The 14,371-nt window shown below is 66.6% G+C and carries 18 protein-coding genes and 1 riboswitch; of the genes, 10 read left to right on the top strand and 8 right to left on the bottom strand.

Annotated features, from left to right (window positions below):
* The 9 genes from JHX88_RS21495 (at position 1) to JHX88_RS21455 (ending at position 6,455) form a co-directional block, all read left to right on the top strand.
* On the top strand, positions 1-312 hold the full coding sequence (locus tag JHX88_RS21495) for an urease subunit gamma (protein WP_076526896.1): 312 nt from the start codon (positions 1-3) through the stop codon (positions 310-312).
* Positions 313-873, top strand: coding sequence for a HupE/UreJ family protein (locus tag JHX88_RS21490; protein WP_076526895.1), 561 nt, complete (start codon positions 313-315; stop codon positions 871-873).
* Between the two features lie 3 nt (positions 874-876).
* On the top strand, positions 877-1,182 hold the full coding sequence (locus tag JHX88_RS21485) for an urease subunit beta (RefSeq protein WP_076526894.1): 306 nt from the start codon (positions 877-879) through the stop codon (positions 1,180-1,182).
* Positions 1,182-2,870 (top strand): urease subunit alpha, encoded by a 1,689-nt coding sequence (gene ureC / locus JHX88_RS21480; RefSeq protein ID WP_076526893.1) that lies wholly within the window; start codon positions 1,182-1,184, stop codon positions 2,868-2,870. The genes JHX88_RS21485 and ureC overlap by 1 nt, the downstream gene beginning before the upstream one ends.
* Before the next feature lie 10 nt (positions 2,871-2,880).
* The gene (locus tag JHX88_RS21475; RefSeq protein WP_076526892.1) at positions 2,881-3,369 is read left to right on the top strand and encodes an urease accessory protein UreE; all 489 of its coding nucleotides are present in this window, start codon (positions 2,881-2,883) and stop codon (positions 3,367-3,369) included.
* Complete coding sequence (locus tag JHX88_RS21470) at positions 3,338-3,997, top strand: urease accessory protein UreF (protein WP_272848315.1); 660 nt, start codon at positions 3,338-3,340, stop codon at positions 3,995-3,997. Before JHX88_RS21475 ends, JHX88_RS21470 begins: the two co-directional genes overlap by 32 nt.
* Positions 3,994-4,647 carry an urease accessory protein UreG gene (gene ureG, locus JHX88_RS21465; protein WP_076526891.1) on the top strand — a complete coding sequence of 218 codons (654 nt, stop codon included), beginning with the start codon at positions 3,994-3,996 and terminating at the stop codon, positions 4,645-4,647. The genes JHX88_RS21470 and ureG overlap by 4 nt, the downstream gene beginning before the upstream one ends.
* Positions 4,648-5,011: 364 nt before the next feature.
* Complete coding sequence (locus JHX88_RS21460; RefSeq protein WP_076526889.1) at positions 5,012-5,422, top strand: hypothetical protein; 411 nt, start codon at positions 5,012-5,014, stop codon at positions 5,420-5,422.
* Positions 5,423-5,540: 118 nt separating this feature from the next.
* Positions 5,541-6,455 carry a hypothetical protein gene (locus JHX88_RS21455; protein WP_076526888.1) on the top strand — a complete coding sequence of 305 codons (915 nt, stop codon included), beginning with the start codon at positions 5,541-5,543 and terminating at the stop codon, positions 6,453-6,455.
* Positions 6,456-6,550: 95 nt separating this feature from the next.
* Here the strand turns inward: JHX88_RS21455 and cobF are convergent, their stop codons facing one another.
* The 6 genes from cobF to cbiE all read right to left on the bottom strand — a co-directional run bounded on the left by cobF (position 6,551) and on the right by cbiE (position 12,155).
* On the bottom strand, positions 6,551-7,309 hold the full coding sequence (gene cobF / locus JHX88_RS21450; protein ID WP_076526887.1) for a precorrin-6A synthase (deacetylating): 759 nt from the start codon (positions 7,307-7,309) through the stop codon (positions 6,551-6,553).
* A gap of 49 nt (positions 7,310-7,358) precedes the next feature.
* On the bottom strand, positions 7,359-8,027 hold the full coding sequence (locus JHX88_RS21445) for an energy-coupling factor ABC transporter permease (protein WP_076526886.1): 669 nt from the start codon (positions 8,025-8,027) through the stop codon (positions 7,359-7,361).
* A 33-nt stretch (positions 8,028-8,060) separates the two neighbouring features.
* A riboswitch (cobalamin riboswitch) is annotated at positions 8,061-8,289 on the bottom strand.
* Positions 8,290-8,308: 19 nt separating this feature from the next.
* A complete protein-coding gene (locus JHX88_RS21440; RefSeq protein ID WP_076526885.1) occupies positions 8,309-9,655 on the bottom strand; it encodes a cobyrinic acid a,c-diamide synthase CobB in 1,347 nt (448 codons plus the stop codon).
* Between the two features lie 189 nt (positions 9,656-9,844).
* Positions 9,845-10,618, bottom strand: coding sequence for a precorrin-4 C(11)-methyltransferase (gene cobM / locus JHX88_RS21435; RefSeq protein WP_076526884.1), 774 nt, complete (start codon positions 10,616-10,618; stop codon positions 9,845-9,847).
* Complete coding sequence (locus JHX88_RS21430; RefSeq protein WP_084203187.1) at positions 10,615-10,983, bottom strand: cobalamin biosynthesis protein; 369 nt, start codon at positions 10,981-10,983, stop codon at positions 10,615-10,617. The genes cobM and JHX88_RS21430 overlap by 4 nt, the downstream gene beginning before the upstream one ends.
* On the bottom strand, positions 10,965-12,155 hold the full coding sequence (gene cbiE / locus JHX88_RS21425) for a precorrin-6y C5,15-methyltransferase (decarboxylating) subunit CbiE (protein ID WP_076526882.1): 1,191 nt from the start codon (positions 12,153-12,155) through the stop codon (positions 10,965-10,967). Before cbiE ends, JHX88_RS21430 begins: the two co-directional genes overlap by 19 nt.
* Between cbiE and JHX88_RS21420 the strand changes: the two genes are divergently transcribed.
* Positions 12,154-12,909 carry a cobalt-precorrin-6A reductase gene (locus JHX88_RS21420; protein WP_076526881.1) on the top strand — a complete coding sequence of 252 codons (756 nt, stop codon included), beginning with the start codon at positions 12,154-12,156 and terminating at the stop codon, positions 12,907-12,909. The two genes, cbiE and JHX88_RS21420, sit on opposite strands and share 2 nt — an antisense overlap.
* Here JHX88_RS21420 and cobJ read toward each other — a convergent pair.
* Both cobJ and JHX88_RS21410 read right to left on the bottom strand, forming a co-directional pair.
* A complete protein-coding gene (gene cobJ / locus JHX88_RS21415) occupies positions 12,876-13,619 on the bottom strand; it encodes a precorrin-3B C(17)-methyltransferase (protein WP_076526880.1) in 744 nt (247 codons plus the stop codon). The two genes, JHX88_RS21420 and cobJ, sit on opposite strands and share 34 nt — an antisense overlap.
* Positions 13,616-14,371: a precorrin-2 C(20)-methyltransferase gene (locus tag JHX88_RS21410; protein ID WP_076526879.1), complete on the bottom strand. Its 756-nt coding sequence runs from the start codon at positions 14,369-14,371 to the stop codon at positions 13,616-13,618. The genes cobJ and JHX88_RS21410 overlap by 4 nt, the downstream gene beginning before the upstream one ends.

Here is a 14,371-nt window from a genome sequence, read left to right as displayed (position 1 = left end):
ATGAACCTAACCCCCCGTGAACGCGAGAAACTGTTGGTCTCGGTCGCCGCGATGGTCGCCCGCGGGCGGCTGGCCCGTGGCGTCAAGCTGAACCATCCCGAGGCCATCGCCCTGATCACCGATTTCGTCGTCGAGGGCGCGCGCGACGGCCGCAGCGTGGCCGATCTAATGCAGGCGGGGGCGCATGTGATCACCGCCGATCAATGCATGCAGGGCGTGCCCGAGATGATCGGGTCGGTGCAAGTCGAGGCCACCTTTCCCGACGGCACCAAGCTGGTCACCGTCCATCACCCGATCCGCCAGGAGGCTTGAATGAAACGATTTTTCACCCTGACCGCCGCCGCAATCCTGCCCGGCATGGCATTCGCGCATCCCGGACATGAGTCAGGCCAATTCATCGGCGGCCTGTCGCATCCCGTCGGCGGCGCCGATCACCTGCTGGCCATGGTCGCGCTTGGCCTGCTGGCGGCGCAGATCGGCGGGCGGGCGCTCTGGGCGCTGCCAGCCGCATTCGTCACTGCGATGATCGCGGGCGGGCTGTCGGGTTGGGCGGGACTGCCTTTTGCCGGGGTCGAGCCGATGATCCTCGCCTCGGTGGTGATCCTCGGCGCGCTGGTGGCGATGGCCATGCGCCTGCCCATGGCGATGCTGGTTCCGGGGGCCGCGATCTTCGGCTTTGCCCATGGCTGGGCGCATGGGGCAGAGGGCCCGGCGCAGGGCCTGCTCCCCTATGCGCTCGGTTTTGCCGCCGCGACCATGGCGCTGCATTTGCTCGGCATCGGGATCGGCAAGCTGCTCCGCCGCGATACGTTTCTGCGCGGCATCGGGGGCGGCACGACCCTCGCCGGTCTGCTTCTTGCGGTTGCGGGCTAGGCCATGATCCCCGGTGAAATCATTCCCGCCTCTGGTGACATCGCACTGAACGAGGGCCGCGAGCCGATCACCCTCATGGTTGCCAATAGCGGCGACCGCCCCATCCAGGTGGGCAGCCATTACCATTTCGCCGAAACCAACCCGGCGCTGCGCTTTGACCGCGCCGCCGCCCGTGGCATGCGCCTGTGCATCCCGGCAGGCACCGCTATGCGCTTCGAGCCTGGCCAATCGCGCGAGATCCGGCTGATCCCCTATGCGGGCGACCGGATCGTGCAGGGTTTTCGCAAAGACATCATGGGGGCTTTGTAATGGCTCTGACCCTCTCCCGCGCCGATTATGCCGCGATGTATGGCCCGACGAGTGGCGACCGCATCCGGCTGGCCGATACCGAGCTATTGATCGAGGTCGAGCGCGACCTGACCATCCCCGGAGAAGAGGTGAAATTCGGCGGCGGCAAGGTCGTGCGTGACGGCATGGGCCAGTCCCAGGTCACGCGCGCGGGCGGCGTGATGGATACCGTCATCACCGGCGTAGTCGTATTCGACCATCAGGGCATCACCAAGGCAGATGTCGGGCTGAAGGAAGGCCGCATCGCCGGGATCGGCAAGGCGGGCAATCCCGACACGCAGCCGGGCGTCACCCTGATCATCGGACCGGGAACCGAGATCATCGCGGGCGAGGGCCGCATCCTGACCCCCGGCGGCTTCGATTGCCATATCCATTACATCTGCCCGCAGCAGGTCGATCACGCGCTGCATTCCGGCGTCACGACGCTGCTCGGTGGCGGCACCGGACCCGCGCATGGCACTCTGGCCACCACCTGCACCCCCGGCCCGTGGCATATCGCCCGAATGCTGGAAGCCTGCGCCGATCTGCCCGTCAATATCGGCGTGGCGGGCAAGGGCAATGCCTCGCGCCCCGAACCCCTTGAGGAACAGGTCCGCGCCGGGGCCTGCGCGCTGAAACTGCACGAGGATTGGGGCACCACCCCCGCCGCCATCGACAATTGCCTGAATGTGGCCGACGCGATGGATGTGCAGGTGATGATCCATACCGACACGCTGAACGAATCCGGCTTTGTCGAGGACACGATGGCGGCCATCGGCGGGCGCACGATCCATGCCTATCACACCGAGGGCGCGGGCGGCGGCCATGCCCCCGACATCATCCGCATGGTGGGCATGGGCAATGTGCTGCCGTCGTCGACCAACCCGACCCGGCCCTACACGGCAAATACCATCGAAGAGCATCTGGACATGCTGATGGTCTGCCACCATCTGGACCGCCGGGTGCCCGAGGATGTCGCCTTCGCCGAATCCCGCATTCGGCGCGAGACCATTGCCGCCGAGGATATCCTGCATGATCTGGGTGCCTTCAGCGTGATCTCGTCGGACAGTCAGGCGATGGGCCGGATCGGCGAGGTGATCATCCGCACATGGCAGACCGCCGACAAGATGCGCCGCCAGCGCGGGCGGCTGGAAGGCGAGCAGGGCGAGAACGACAATCTGCGCGCCCGCCGCTATATCGCCAAATACACGATCAACCCGGCCATCGCGCATGGGGTCAGCGCCCATATCGGCAGCATCACCCCCGGCAAGCGTGCTGATCTGGTGCTGTGGTCCCCGGCATTCTTCGGCGTCAAGCCCGAGATGGTGCTGGTCGGCGGCCAGATCAGCGTGGCGCAGATGGGCGATCCGAATGGCTCGATCCCGGTGCAGCCGGTCTTCAGCCGTCCGATGTGGGGGCATTCGCGCCGCGCCTCGGCGCTGTTCCTGTCACGCGCGGGGCTGGAGGCCGGGGCGGGCGAGGGTCTGGACAAGGTGCTGATCGCGGTCGAGCAGACACGCGACATCGGCAAGACAGACATGGTGCTGAACGATGCCATGCCCGAGATCGAGGTCGATCCCGAAACCTACGAGGTCCGCGCCGATGGCAAATTGCTGAGTTGCGAGCCCGCAAGCGAGCTGCCCATGGCGCAGCGCTATTTCCTGTTCTGAGGAGTCCCCGATGATCCCCCATAGCCACCAGGTGATCCGCAATGCTTCCGGCCCCTTCGATGGCGGCGTGATGCTGGATTACGAGGGGCGGCTGCTGCGCCGCAAGCGGCTGGCCTGCGACGCGGGCGATTTCCTTGTCGATCTGCCCGAGGTCACCAGTCTTGAGGATGGCGACGCTTTCCTGCTGTCGGATGGCCGCCGGATCCTCGTCCATGCCGCCGCCGAGCCGGTGCTGGTCATTCGCGGCGACCTGCCCCGCCTTGCCTGGCATATCGGCAATCGCCACACCCCCTGCCGGATCGAGGCGGAGCGGCTGATCATCCGCGCCGATCACGTGCTGGAGGCGATGCTGGACCAGCTTGGCGCGCGGATCGAGCACGCGAGCTTGCCCTTCAGCCCCGAAAAGGGTGCCTATGGCCATGGCCGCACCTTCGGCCATGACCACGGTCACTTTCATGCACATGCCCATGACCATGACCATCAGCACGATCACGCCTGACGCCGCCCGGCTGCGGCTGGCGCAATACCTGTCGCCCGCCTTCCCGGTGGGCGGTTTCGCTTGGTCGCAAGGGCTGGAATGGGCGATGGACCGGGGGGCGGCGACCCGCGCGACCCTGCCGCAATGGCTGGCCGACTGGCTGGAACATGGCGGAGGCTGGACGGATGGGGTCCTGGTGTCGCTGTCGCTGCGGCCCGGTGCCGATCATGCCGGGCTGGACGATCTGGCCCGCGCCACCTGCATGGGCTCGCAACGCCTGACCGAGACCATCGAGCAGGGAACCGCGTTTTCCGCCAATGTCACGGCACTGACAGGCGAGGCCCATGCCCCCGCCGCGCTGCCGGTCGCCTTCGGTCGGGCCTGCGCCGGGTTCCCGTTGCCCGCCCCCGAGATGATCGCCGCTTTTCTGCAGGCGCAGGCGGCGGCGCTGATCTCGGCTGCGGTGCGCTTCATGCCACTTGGTCCGGTCGAGGGACAGGCGATGCTGGCCGGGCTGCAGCCGACGCTGCTGGCCACGGCGATCCGCGCCGCATCGGCCTCCGAGGCCGATCTGGTCAGCGCAACATGGGGCGCGGACATCGCCGCCATGTCGCATGAAACCATGAGAACGAGGATTTTCAGATCATGAGCTTCAACGGCCCCCTTCGCGTCGGTATCGGCGGACCCGTCGGTGCAGGCAAGACCACCCTGACCGAGCAACTGGCGCGCCACCTCGCCCCGCGCCTGTCCATGGCGGTGATCACCAATGACATCTACACGCGCGAGGATGCCGAGGCGCTGATGCGCGCGCAGGTCCTGCCGCAAGAGCGTATCCGGGGCGTCGAGACCGGCGGCTGCCCGCATACCGCGATCCGCGAGGATGCCAGCATCAACCTTGCCGCTATCGCCGATCTGAACGTCGCTTTTCCCGATCTCGACCTGGTGCTGATCGAGTCGGGCGGCGACAATCTTGCCGCGACATTCTCGCCGGAACTGGCCGATCTGACCATCTATGTCATCGACACCGCCGCGGGCCAGGACATCCCCCGCAAGCGCGGCCCCGGCCTGGCGCGCTCCGACCTGCTGGTGGTGAACAAGATCGATCTTGCGCCGCATGTGGGCGTCGATGCCGAATTGCTGGAGGCCGATGCACGTGCCTCGCGCGGGACACGTCCGGTGGTCATGGCCTCGCTACGTCATGGCGGCGGCGTGCAGGACATCGCGGATTTCCTTGTCCGCGAGGGCGGGTTGGCGCTTGCGCCGATCGAAGGCGACCGCAGGGGCATTCAGGCGGTATAACGGAACTCACGGCCCTCCACCGGGGATACCCTCACTTCCTGGCCATGAACGGGACGCTTGTCGTTCCAGCAACTGGCTGACCGTGGCCGCCGCACTTCCACGGAGGATGGCCGGGACGCCCCCATACTCAATCAGGCGGATCGCCCCGCGCGGGTTGCCAGCTGTCAACTTTGCGCGGCAGATCCCGCCTGCATTCTTTCAGATCGCCAGAAACGGAACATCCGCAACAATTCCATCCGCGATGTCGCACTGGCCGATGCCAAGGGCGCGAAGGCGGATTTCATAGGAAATTCCTACCTCTTCAGGTTGCAGTCACCCCGATAAGTCGGCAGACAGGCAATCGATTGCAAGCACGGGGGATCTTATGAACAAGACCATTCTCATTTCGGCATTTGCAGCCATCACGGCGCTGACCGCCTGCGAGCAGGGTGGCACCGGCGGCGGGAAAGCCGCCGAACGCGAGGCCAGCATCGCCGAGATGGAAGGCATCGCCTCGCGCCTGAACGACGAGCAGAACGCCTATATCGAGGAGGTCGCGAGCGATCTCGTGCTTGCCTGGGGCTGTTCGGTAAAACTGGAAAAGCCGCGGATTTACGCGCATGCGAAAACCGTTGCCAAGGCCGATCTGGACAAACAGGGTCTTGAAGAGCCCACACTCGCCCAACTGACCAGGTGGGTCGAGGCTCATTCCAGGGATAATGCGCGCAAGGGCCTGAGGGCGGAAACATGCGAATTGCTGTTCGACGGCGCCGCGAGACGCAGCACCTTGCCCTGATGACCGCATGACCGGGTCAGGTGTTGCGCCCTTGGGTCTGCATTGCTGCACTGCGCGATCGACAAGACAAGGAATGTCATGGCAGGATGCCCGCATTGAAGAACAAGGGAATTGAACCGTGGCAATTCAGGACCTGGATATGGACATCCAGGACTGCGGCGGCACCAAGAAGCAGAAGCGGCGCCTGACCGAGGGAGAGCAGACCCTCGCGAACATGGTCTTCAACGGCAAGATCACCCTGAGAAAGGTGCGTGTGCATGGTTGCGCGCATGAGACGGAATCGCCGCATACCGTCGGCAACGATATCCATTTCCCGCCCAATGCGAACGGTACCGCCTTCGTGGACAGCTTCCATCAGGCCAGCCTGACGCAGCAGGCGAAATTCATCCACGAGCTTGCCCATGTCTGGCAGAACCAGACCCAGCCCCGGGCAAGCCTAGGCTATCACAAGGCATTGAACTACAGCGAGCATCTGGAGATGTCATTGCTCGAATATCTCGATCGGCTCGCCGGGGAATGCCGTTACAAGGATCACCGCCCGGTCATGGATATCGTCAGCCGGCCGCTGCATGTCCATCACGAGACACGGCCCGTCACCATGCCGACGACGATCAGCGCCGACAATATGGACGGCACGACCAGCACGAAACCGGCGAACGGGGCCGACGTGGCGAATTCGGGAATTCTGGAACAGTTCATCCGCGAGCACGCGGTGCCGGATACACGGAAGAACCGCGAGCGAATCCGCAGGTTCTGGCATGATTCCTCCGATTACAACTACCTCACCTTCGGTTGGGAAAAACTCGCCTTCTCCGGCCTGAACAGGGAGGCGCAGGCCGATATGATCATGGATTACTTCATCCTTCTCTGCGGCGGCAATCCGCTGGACCCGACCCTGTGCAAGGGAAACATGTTCGTCCCGCATTCCGGGCAGGTCCGACCGCCATTGTCGGTCTACAAGAAGATCATTCCCTTCGTTCAGGCCTCCCGACGCGACCGGGTCACGATCGCGTCGGATCGCCACCTCGGTTGAGTTCGCCTCAGACGGAGGATGTTTCCCCCGATCCAGGCCTGCACCGCGTATCTTCTTCTTGCAGGAAGAAGAACAGGTTGTGTCGATGGGCCGCGTCAGGCGGGCTCGCGGCGCAGCATGTAGATATCCATGATCCAGCCATGGGCGGCACGGGCGCGGGCGCGGCTATCGACGATGCGCGGTCCGGCCTTGGCCAGCGGGCCTTGGTCCAGGATCTGCTCGTCCATGCCGATATAGGCGCCCCACCAGATGCTCAGCCCTTCGGGTGGCAGAGCCTGGAACGAGCATTGGCCGTCAAGCATCACCACCACCGTATCGGCTCCTTCGGGCCAGCCATGATCCCGCAGACGGCGCCCGGTGGTGACCTGGACCGGCGCGCCGATACGGTTCAGGGGTATCGCATGGGCGGCGCAGAGCCCCTGGATCGCGGTGATGCCGGGAATGACATGGCGGCGGAGCAGCAGGTCGCGGGCCAGCCGGTCGGCGATGCGCAGGGTGCTGTCGTAAAGCGAGGGATCGCCCCAGACCAGCAGCGCCACCCGGCCGGACAGGCTGGGCAGGTGGCCGCGGATCTCGGCATGCCAGGCATCGGCGATGGCATCGTGCCAGCGGCTCACGGCGCCCAGATAATCGGGATCGGCACTGTCCCGGCGAGGCAGGGCGAATTCGGCGATCCGGGTGGATGGTCCGACATGCCGGTCGCAGATCTTCCGGCGCAGCCCGGCCAGGTCGTCCTTTTCGGCGCCTTTCAGCGGGATCAGGATCAGATCGGCCTCTTGCATCGCGGCAATGGCCTGCAATGTCAGGTGGTCGGGATTGCCGGTCCCGATGCCGATCAGGGTGAGGTCGATCATCTGGTCTCCGTAGAAGGTTGCGGGCGGTGAAGCGCCCGCAACTGATGCATCAGGCGAACAGCCGGGGCGTCACCAGGCTGGATCCGCGCAGGCCTCGCAGCGATTTCGCACCGGCCAGCACCGCCAGATCGACCAGCGGCTCGATCAGCACGACCAGCATATAGGCCGCGCCGAATGTGGCGATGCCGTGGATTCCACCGGCAAACCCCTGGCCGTAGATCGCCCAGAACGCGACCCATGCCACGATCCCGCCCTGGTAGGCGGTGGACAGCGCCAGGGCCTGCCCGTAGCGCAGATCAACATAGGCAGTGCCCGGCGCGATGATCCTCGCCGCCAGCGCCTGAAGCGCGAAAAGCGGCACCAGCAGAGTGGTGATGTTCATCCCGTATTGCGGCAGATCGAAGGGCGCGAAGAGCATCCCCTGCAACAGCAGCCCCAATGCCAGCCCGATCGCGGCAGGTGCCGCCCCGAACAACAGGAACAGCGTCGAGCCGAGGATGAAATGCACCTCCGAGACGCCGACGGGGAAATGCGGCATGATCTCGAAGAAGGTGAATACGGCGGCAGTCGTCAGCACGGCCCGTCCGGCCAGCGAGGCAAGCCCGCGTTCGCGCAGCGCCTCCCATGCCAGTTTCAGCGTATAACCGGCTGCGGCCGCGGCAGTGGCATGGCTCAGCGCGATTTTCGCGCCGGTGACGATTCCGGGTTCGATATGCATGTCAGTCTCCTTGTGCCGTCACACCCGACGGCGTTGGCGTTATGTCTGACGGCCGGTCTCCTGGCTCGCGGATCGTCGCGCGGCTTCGGCCTTCCCAGTCCTTCAGAGGAACCAGTGGCGCAGATGAAGCGCGCTCTCCGCATACAGTCGCGGGGGCGGCTGAGGCTTGGGGCGCGGCGGGATGCCATGCCCTTCCCCATTCCCGATGAAGCCCGACGCATCATTGCGTCCTTGCGGGCCACCGATCAGGGGTTCAGCTAAAGATCATCGTGGCGGCCGGGTCAAGCGTTCTGTGCCCGTGCAATCAGGTGGAAAAACGTTCCGCTCACCTGCCCCCCGCCTTCCATGGCGCGGTATGATCCGGTTTCCGGCACTTTGGCGCCATTTGCATCGCTGACCCGGGCCAGCGGCGCGTCGGGCTGCGACAGGATCGTGGCATAGTGGAACTCGTGCCCGCGCAGCGCCTCCTCCGCGCCCAGGCCGGGCAGGGTGGCGGTGTTGAGCCGCGCGAGCCGGTAGCCCAGATGCATGCGGCGCTTCTGATAGCTGGTCTCCAGCCCCAGCAAGCCCGCCATCCGGTGCCGCCGCCCTTCCGCATCCACCAACCCGGCCCCCAGCGCCATGTAGCCGCCGCATTCACCATGCACGGGGCGCGTCCGGGCAAAGCGGGAAAGCCCGTCACGGAAATGCCCCGCATCGGCGAGACGGCCCGCATGCAGTTCCGGATAGCCGCCGGGCAGCCAGCAGGCATCGGCGCTTTCATCCGGGGCCTCGTCGGCCAGGGGCGAGAAGGGCAGGATCGTCGCACCCTGGCTGCGCCATTCCGCAAGCAGATGCGGATAGGTGAAGGAAAAGGCAGCGTCCCGGGCCAGGGCGATCCGCGCGCCCGGCGGTGGCACCGGCCGATGCGGCGCCGTGTCCGGCAGGTTCCGCGTGGCGGCGGCGGCGATGATGGCGTCCAGGTCGCAATGGGCGGAGATGAACTCCCCGGCATGGCGCAGGATACCCTCCAGCCCGGCGGTTTCCTCGGCCTGCACGAGGCCCAGATGCCGCTCTGGAAGCTCGATATTTCCCTGTCGTGGCAGGGCGCCCAACACCGCGATGCCGGCCTCTTCCATGCCCTTCCGGATCAGTGCTTCGTGGCGGGGCGAGGCGACCCGGTTCAGCACAACCCCGGCGAACGGCATGTCGGGGCGCAACGTCGCGAACCCCTTGGCCACCGCCGCCGCCGATTGCGCCTGCCCAGAAACATCGAGGATCAGGACCACCGGCCAGCCCATCAGACCGGCAATCTCGGCACTGGAGCCGATGCCGGTTTCGCCGGGTTTCGCCACCCCGTCGAACAAGCCCATCGAGCCCTCGGCCAGCACCAGGTCCGCCTCTCTTCCGCTTGTATGTGCGGCGATCTGGCCCGGGCTCATGGCCCATGTGTCCAGGTTGAACGAAGCGCTTCCCGAAGCGGCAAGATGAAAGGCGGGGTCGATATAGTCGGGCCCGCTCTTGAAGGGTTGCACATCCAGGCCGCGCGTGCGCAGCGCGGCCAACAGCCCCAGCATCAGCACCGTCTTGCCCGTGCCCGAGGACGGGGCGGAGACAAGCAGACCCGGGGGGGGCGGGCTATTGGACATCGAGCACCTCACTTGCCGCGTTGAGCGAAATTGTCACGTTGGAATTTGGATATTTATATGAAGAAGAAGACCTTTCCGCCTTCTTCTTCATATAAATATCCAGGGGCGTCGCCGGTTGGGGCGCTACTGGTTCGCGAACCGGTCGGCGGCGGGGGGTTGGCCCCCCGCATGTAGGATGGATCAACGGCATCATTCGGGAAATCTCGGGTCAGGGCCGGTCGGGCGATAGCGACGGTCGTAATCGGCGGCATAGAGGCGGCTGTCGTCGAAATCCTCGGCCGCCAGTGCCGGGCCGACAAGGATCAGCGCGGTGCGGTCGATGCCTTCAGCCTCGGCCTCGATCTGTGCGAGGGTCGAGCGGATCACCCGCTGATCGGGCCAGCTTGCGCGCCAGATGACGGCCACCGGGCAACCGGGGCCGTAATGCGGGATCAGTTCGGCCACCGAGCGGGACAGCGCATGGATCGACAGGTGAATGGCCAGCGTGGCACCGGTGGCGGCGAAGGCGGCCAGCGTCTCGCCCGACGGCATGGCCGAGGCGCGGCCGGGCGTGCGGGTCAGCACCACGGATTGGGCGATGCCGGGCAAGGTCAGCTCGGTCTGCAAGGCGGCTGCTGCTGCTGCGAAAGAGGGCACCCCGGGCGTGACCTCGAAGGGAATGCCCTTCGCCCGCAGGCGTCGAAGCTGCTCGCCCATCGCCGACCAGACCGACAGGTCGCCCGAATGCAGCCGCGCCACGTCATGGCCTGCCGCATGGGCCGAGGCGATCTCGTCGATGATCCGGTCGAGGCTGAGCGGCGCGGTATTCACGATCTGCGCGCCGGGCGGGCAATGGCTCAGCAGTGCCTCGGGGATCAGGCTGCCCGCATAGAGGCAGACCGGGCAGGCCGCGATCAGGTCGCGCCCGCGCAGGGTGATCAGGTCCGCCGCGCCGGGACCGGCGCCGATGAAATGGACGGTCATGGGGTTTCCTCGCTTTCGGCGATGGCTGCGGTGGCGCGGCCGCAACTGCTGGTGACGCGTGTGACAATGATCCGCGCGTCAGACCCGCAGGCCGACAGGGCGGCGGCCTCGGCGACCGAGCCGGTCTCGTGCAGGGCCTGGACGCGCTCGGATCGCGTGGGGGTGGTGACGCCCCTCACCTCGGTCAGGCGCAATGGCAGGTCCAGTGCCTGTGCCAAAGCCGTCAGCTCGACGGCGCGTGCCGGGATGGTGGCAATTGCCGCAAGATCCTGAGCCCCGGTGCGGGTCAGCGCATCGCGCAACGCCTCGGCGGGCGTATCCGGCCGGCACCCGAATCCCGCCACCTTCATCGCGTCACCTGCCATTGCACCACCGGACGCGCGGATTGCCAGCCTCGCATCCGGCCAAGGGGCGCGGCTTCGGAGATCTCGATCCGGGTCAGGCTGCCGCCATGGCGGGCATGCAGTTCGGTCAGCAGCGCTTCGGTTTCCAGGGTCACGGCATTGGCGACCAGCTGGGCGGCTGTGGGCAGAAGCGGCCAGAGCGTCTCGAACAGCTCGTGGCTTGCGCCGCCGCCGATAAAGACGGCATCGGGTTCGGCCAGACCGGCCAGCGCCTCGGGGGCCTTGCCATGGATAGGCTTGACGAGGCCGGACAGGCCATAAGCATCGATATTCGCACGGATATTGGTCAGCCGGTCGGCACGGGGCTCGATGCAGCAGGCGCGGCCCCCGGCCAGAGCCCATTCGACCGAGACCGCGCCCGATCCGCCGCCGATATCCCACAGCAACGCGCCGCGCCTAGGGGCCAGCGCGGCCAGTGTCAGGGCCCGGATGGGCGATTTGGTGATCTGGCCGTCATGGGCGAATTCCGCCTCGGACCGTCCCGGCGCATTGGCCGGGCCGAAACCGCGCGGCAGATCGGCACCGCAGAGGGCGACGGCGACCGGGGCCTCGATCTCCGTCAGCCCGAAGCTGTCTGCGCGGGCCTGCCGCACACGCTCTTGCGCGCCGCCAAGCCGTTCCAGCACCGCCATGCGCATCGCCCCTGCGCCCAGTGCCGTCAGCCATTCCGCCAGAGCCGCGAGGGCCGCGCCATCGCGCAGGGTGGCGATGATCCGGCAGCCTGCGCCCAGATACGGGCGAAGCCGGGCGAAGGGCGCGGCATGCAGGCCAAGACAGGCGATCTGTTCCAGCCGCCATCCCAACCGTGCGGCGGCCAGCGAGAACACGCCCGGTGCGGGCAGCCCATGCCATTCTCCGGGCTCCAGATGCTCGGCAAGGCTCCCCCCCGCGCCGAAATGGAACGGATCGCCCGAGGCCAGCACGACGACAGGCCGCCCCCGGCATTCCAGCACCGGGGCGATGTCGAAGGGCACCGGCCAGGGGCGTCCCTTGGCCGCGACCCCTGCAAGCGACAGATGCCGGGGACCGCCAAAGACGATTTCGGCCTGTTCCAGCGCGGAACGGCTTGCATCCGGCAGCCCGGCCAAGCCATCCTCGCCGATACCGATGATCGTCAACCAGGGCTTATCCATGAACCGCATCCTTTTGCTGGGCGGCACGACCGAGGCCAGCCGCATGGCCCGCCTGCTGGCGGATGCCGGCATGGATGCGGTGTTCTCCTATGCGGGCCGCACCAATGCGCCGGTCGCACAGCCGCTGCCGCTGCGGGTGGGCGGCTTTGGCGGCGCGTCGGGGCTGGCGGCCTTTCTGCGGGATCAGGCGATCAGCCACGTGATCGACGCGACCCATCCCTTTGCCGCACAGATGAGCCGCAATGCGATCACCGCTTGCAATGAGACGCGAACCCCGCTTCTGGCGCTGGAGCGCCCGGCATGGCGCGCCGGGCCGGATGATCGCTGGATCCTTGTCGCCGATCCCGAACAGGCCGCCCGCGTCTTGCCCGATGCGCCCGCGAGGGTGTTCCTCGCCATCGGCAAGCAGAACCTCGCCTCCTTCGCCACTCGCCCGCATCATTACCTGCTGCGGCTGGTCGATCCGCCCGAAGGCCCGCTGCCATTGCCCGATGCCGAGGCGGTGATCGCCCGTGGCCCCTTTACGGCAGAGGGCGACGAGGCATTGATGCGCGCCCATGGCATCACCCATCTGGTCGCCAAGAATTCCGGCGGCGCGGGGGCCGAGGCCAAGCTGATCGCTGCCCGCCAATTGAGCCTGCCGGTAGTGATGATCGACCGGCCCCGGCTGCCGCCGCGCCGCAGTGTCGCGGAACCCGGAGAGGCGATGGCATGGCTGCATCATGGCGCGTCCTCTGCCCGTCGCGGGGTATAGATCCAGCGCCCGACCCGACGCGTCGCGGAATTGCCGAGCAGAACGACCGTCCGCATATCCGCCATCCCGGGTTGTGCCTCGGACAGGGAGATGGTGACCAGCCGCTCGTCAGGGGTCGAGACGGCACGGGCAAAGGTGATCAGCGGATCAGAGCCGCATTCCTCGCGCAGGATCTCCAGTACGCGGGCGAATTGATGCGGGCGGCTGGACGAGCGGGGGTTATAGAAGGCCATGGCGAAATCGCCCCTTGCCGCGTGACGCAACCGGCGCTCTATCAGTGCGAAGGGCTTGAGATTGTCCGACAGGTTGATGGCGCAGAAATCATGCCCCAATGGCGCGCCCGCCCGGGCGGCGGCGGCCAGCATGGCGGTGATGCCGGGCAGGATACGGATATCCAGCGCGGCATGGCGCGGATCGGCCTCGAGCGCCTCGAATAGTGCCGAGGCCATGGCGAAGACCCCCGGATCGCCCGAGGACACCACGACCACGCGCCGCCCCGCCCCTGCCAGTTCCAGCGCATGGGCGGCGCGGTCCAGCTCGACCCGGTTGTCGGTGGCGTGCAGGGTCAGGCCGGGGCGCGGCGCGATGCGGGCGACATAGGGGATATAGCCGATGACATCGGTGGCCTCGGCCAACGCGGCACTGACCTCGGGCGTGACCAGATCCTCGGCGCCCGGACCAAGACCTGCAACCGTGACCCAACCGCTCATTCCGCCGCCTTGGGCATCAAGACCGGGCGGCGGCCCTGCCCATGGACCAGCACGATGGCGAAATAGGGGCAATCCGCGTCCTCGATCTCGGCCAGCCGCAGGACTCTTTCGCCGGGCATGGTGCCGCGTTCGATCAGCCATGCCTGGTCCAGCCGCCCGGCTGCCGCCAATGCCCGTCGGATACGGGGCAGGTTGCGCCCGGTCTTCATCACCACCAGCGCATCCGATCCTTGCATATGCCGGATCAGGTCAGCCTCGGGCAAGGTGCCCATGACCACGCTCAGCACATCGTCGCCCCATGTGATCGGCTGCCCCGTGACGTTCCAGCAGCCCGCCATGCCTGGAATACCGGGGATCACCTCGATCCCGATCCGCTCGCGCAGGCGAATATAGAGATGCATGAAGGAGCCGTAGAAGAACGGGTCGCCCTCGCAGAGCACCACCACCTCGTGATCGCGCGCCAGATCGGCCAGGTTTGCGGCCCATTGGTCATAGAATGCGGCCAGCAGGGCGTTATATTCCGGGCTGTCAAAGGGAATTTCCGTGGTGACCGGGTATTCCATCGGGTATTCGGTCACGCCCTCGGCCAGCATGCCCTGCACGATCCGGCGCGCCTGCCCCTGCCGCCCCGCCTTGCGGAAATAGGCGACATGCCGCGCGCCCCGGATCGCCCGGTCGGCCTTGACCGAGATCAGCTCGGGGTCGCCGGGGCCAAGGCCCGCGCAGATGATCCTGCCTTTCGCTTGGGTCAT

Source organism: Paracoccus saliphilus (genome assembly GCF_028553805.1).
Taxonomy (GTDB): domain Bacteria; phylum Pseudomonadota; class Alphaproteobacteria; order Rhodobacterales; family Rhodobacteraceae; genus Paracoccus; species Paracoccus saliphilus.
This window is presented reverse-complemented; position numbering and strand designations above follow the sequence as displayed.

Excerpts from the sequence above, each read along its gene's own strand:
- JHX88_RS21475 (WP_076526892.1), top strand. The coding sequence starts at position 2,881 with ATGATCCCCCATAGCCACCAGGTGATCCGCAATGCTTCCGGCCCCTTC.
- JHX88_RS21420 (WP_076526881.1), top strand. The coding sequence starts at position 12,154 with ATGAACCGCATCCTTTTGCTGGGCGGCACGACCGAGGCCAGCCGCATG.
- JHX88_RS21495 (WP_076526896.1), top strand. The coding sequence starts at position 1 with ATGAACCTAACCCCCCGTGAACGCGAGAAACTGTTGGTCTCGGTCGCC.
- JHX88_RS21490 (WP_076526895.1), top strand. The coding sequence starts at position 313 with ATGAAACGATTTTTCACCCTGACCGCCGCCGCAATCCTGCCCGGCATG.
- JHX88_RS21470 (WP_272848315.1), top strand. The coding sequence starts at position 3,338 with ATGACCATGACCATCAGCACGATCACGCCTGACGCCGCCCGGCTGCGG.
- cobM (WP_076526884.1), bottom strand. The coding sequence starts at position 10,618 with ATGACCGTCCATTTCATCGGCGCCGGTCCCGGCGCGGCGGACCTGATC.
- JHX88_RS21485 (WP_076526894.1), top strand. The coding sequence starts at position 877 with ATGATCCCCGGTGAAATCATTCCCGCCTCTGGTGACATCGCACTGAAC.
- cbiE (WP_076526882.1), bottom strand. The coding sequence starts at position 12,155 with ATGGATAAGCCCTGGTTGACGATCATCGGTATCGGCGAGGATGGCTTG.
- JHX88_RS21445 (WP_076526886.1), bottom strand. The coding sequence starts at position 8,027 with ATGCATATCGAACCCGGAATCGTCACCGGCGCGAAAATCGCGCTGAGC.
- JHX88_RS21440 (WP_076526885.1), bottom strand. The coding sequence starts at position 9,655 with ATGTCCAATAGCCCGCCCCCCCCGGGTCTGCTTGTCTCCGCCCCGTCC.
- cobJ (WP_076526880.1), bottom strand. The coding sequence starts at position 13,619 with ATGAGCGGTTGGGTCACGGTTGCAGGTCTTGGTCCGGGCGCCGAGGAT.
- JHX88_RS21460 (WP_076526889.1), top strand. The coding sequence starts at position 5,012 with ATGAACAAGACCATTCTCATTTCGGCATTTGCAGCCATCACGGCGCTG.
- ureG (WP_076526891.1), top strand. The coding sequence starts at position 3,994 with ATGAGCTTCAACGGCCCCCTTCGCGTCGGTATCGGCGGACCCGTCGGT.
- JHX88_RS21410 (WP_076526879.1), bottom strand. The coding sequence starts at position 14,371 with ATGACCCAAGCGAAAGGCAGGATCATCTGCGCGGGCCTTGGCCCCGGC.
- JHX88_RS21430 (WP_084203187.1), bottom strand. The coding sequence starts at position 10,983 with ATGGCAGGTGACGCGATGAAGGTGGCGGGATTCGGGTGCCGGCCGGAT.
- ureC (WP_076526893.1), top strand. The coding sequence starts at position 1,182 with ATGGCTCTGACCCTCTCCCGCGCCGATTATGCCGCGATGTATGGCCCG.
- cobF (WP_076526887.1), bottom strand. The coding sequence starts at position 7,309 with ATGATCGACCTCACCCTGATCGGCATCGGGACCGGCAATCCCGACCAC.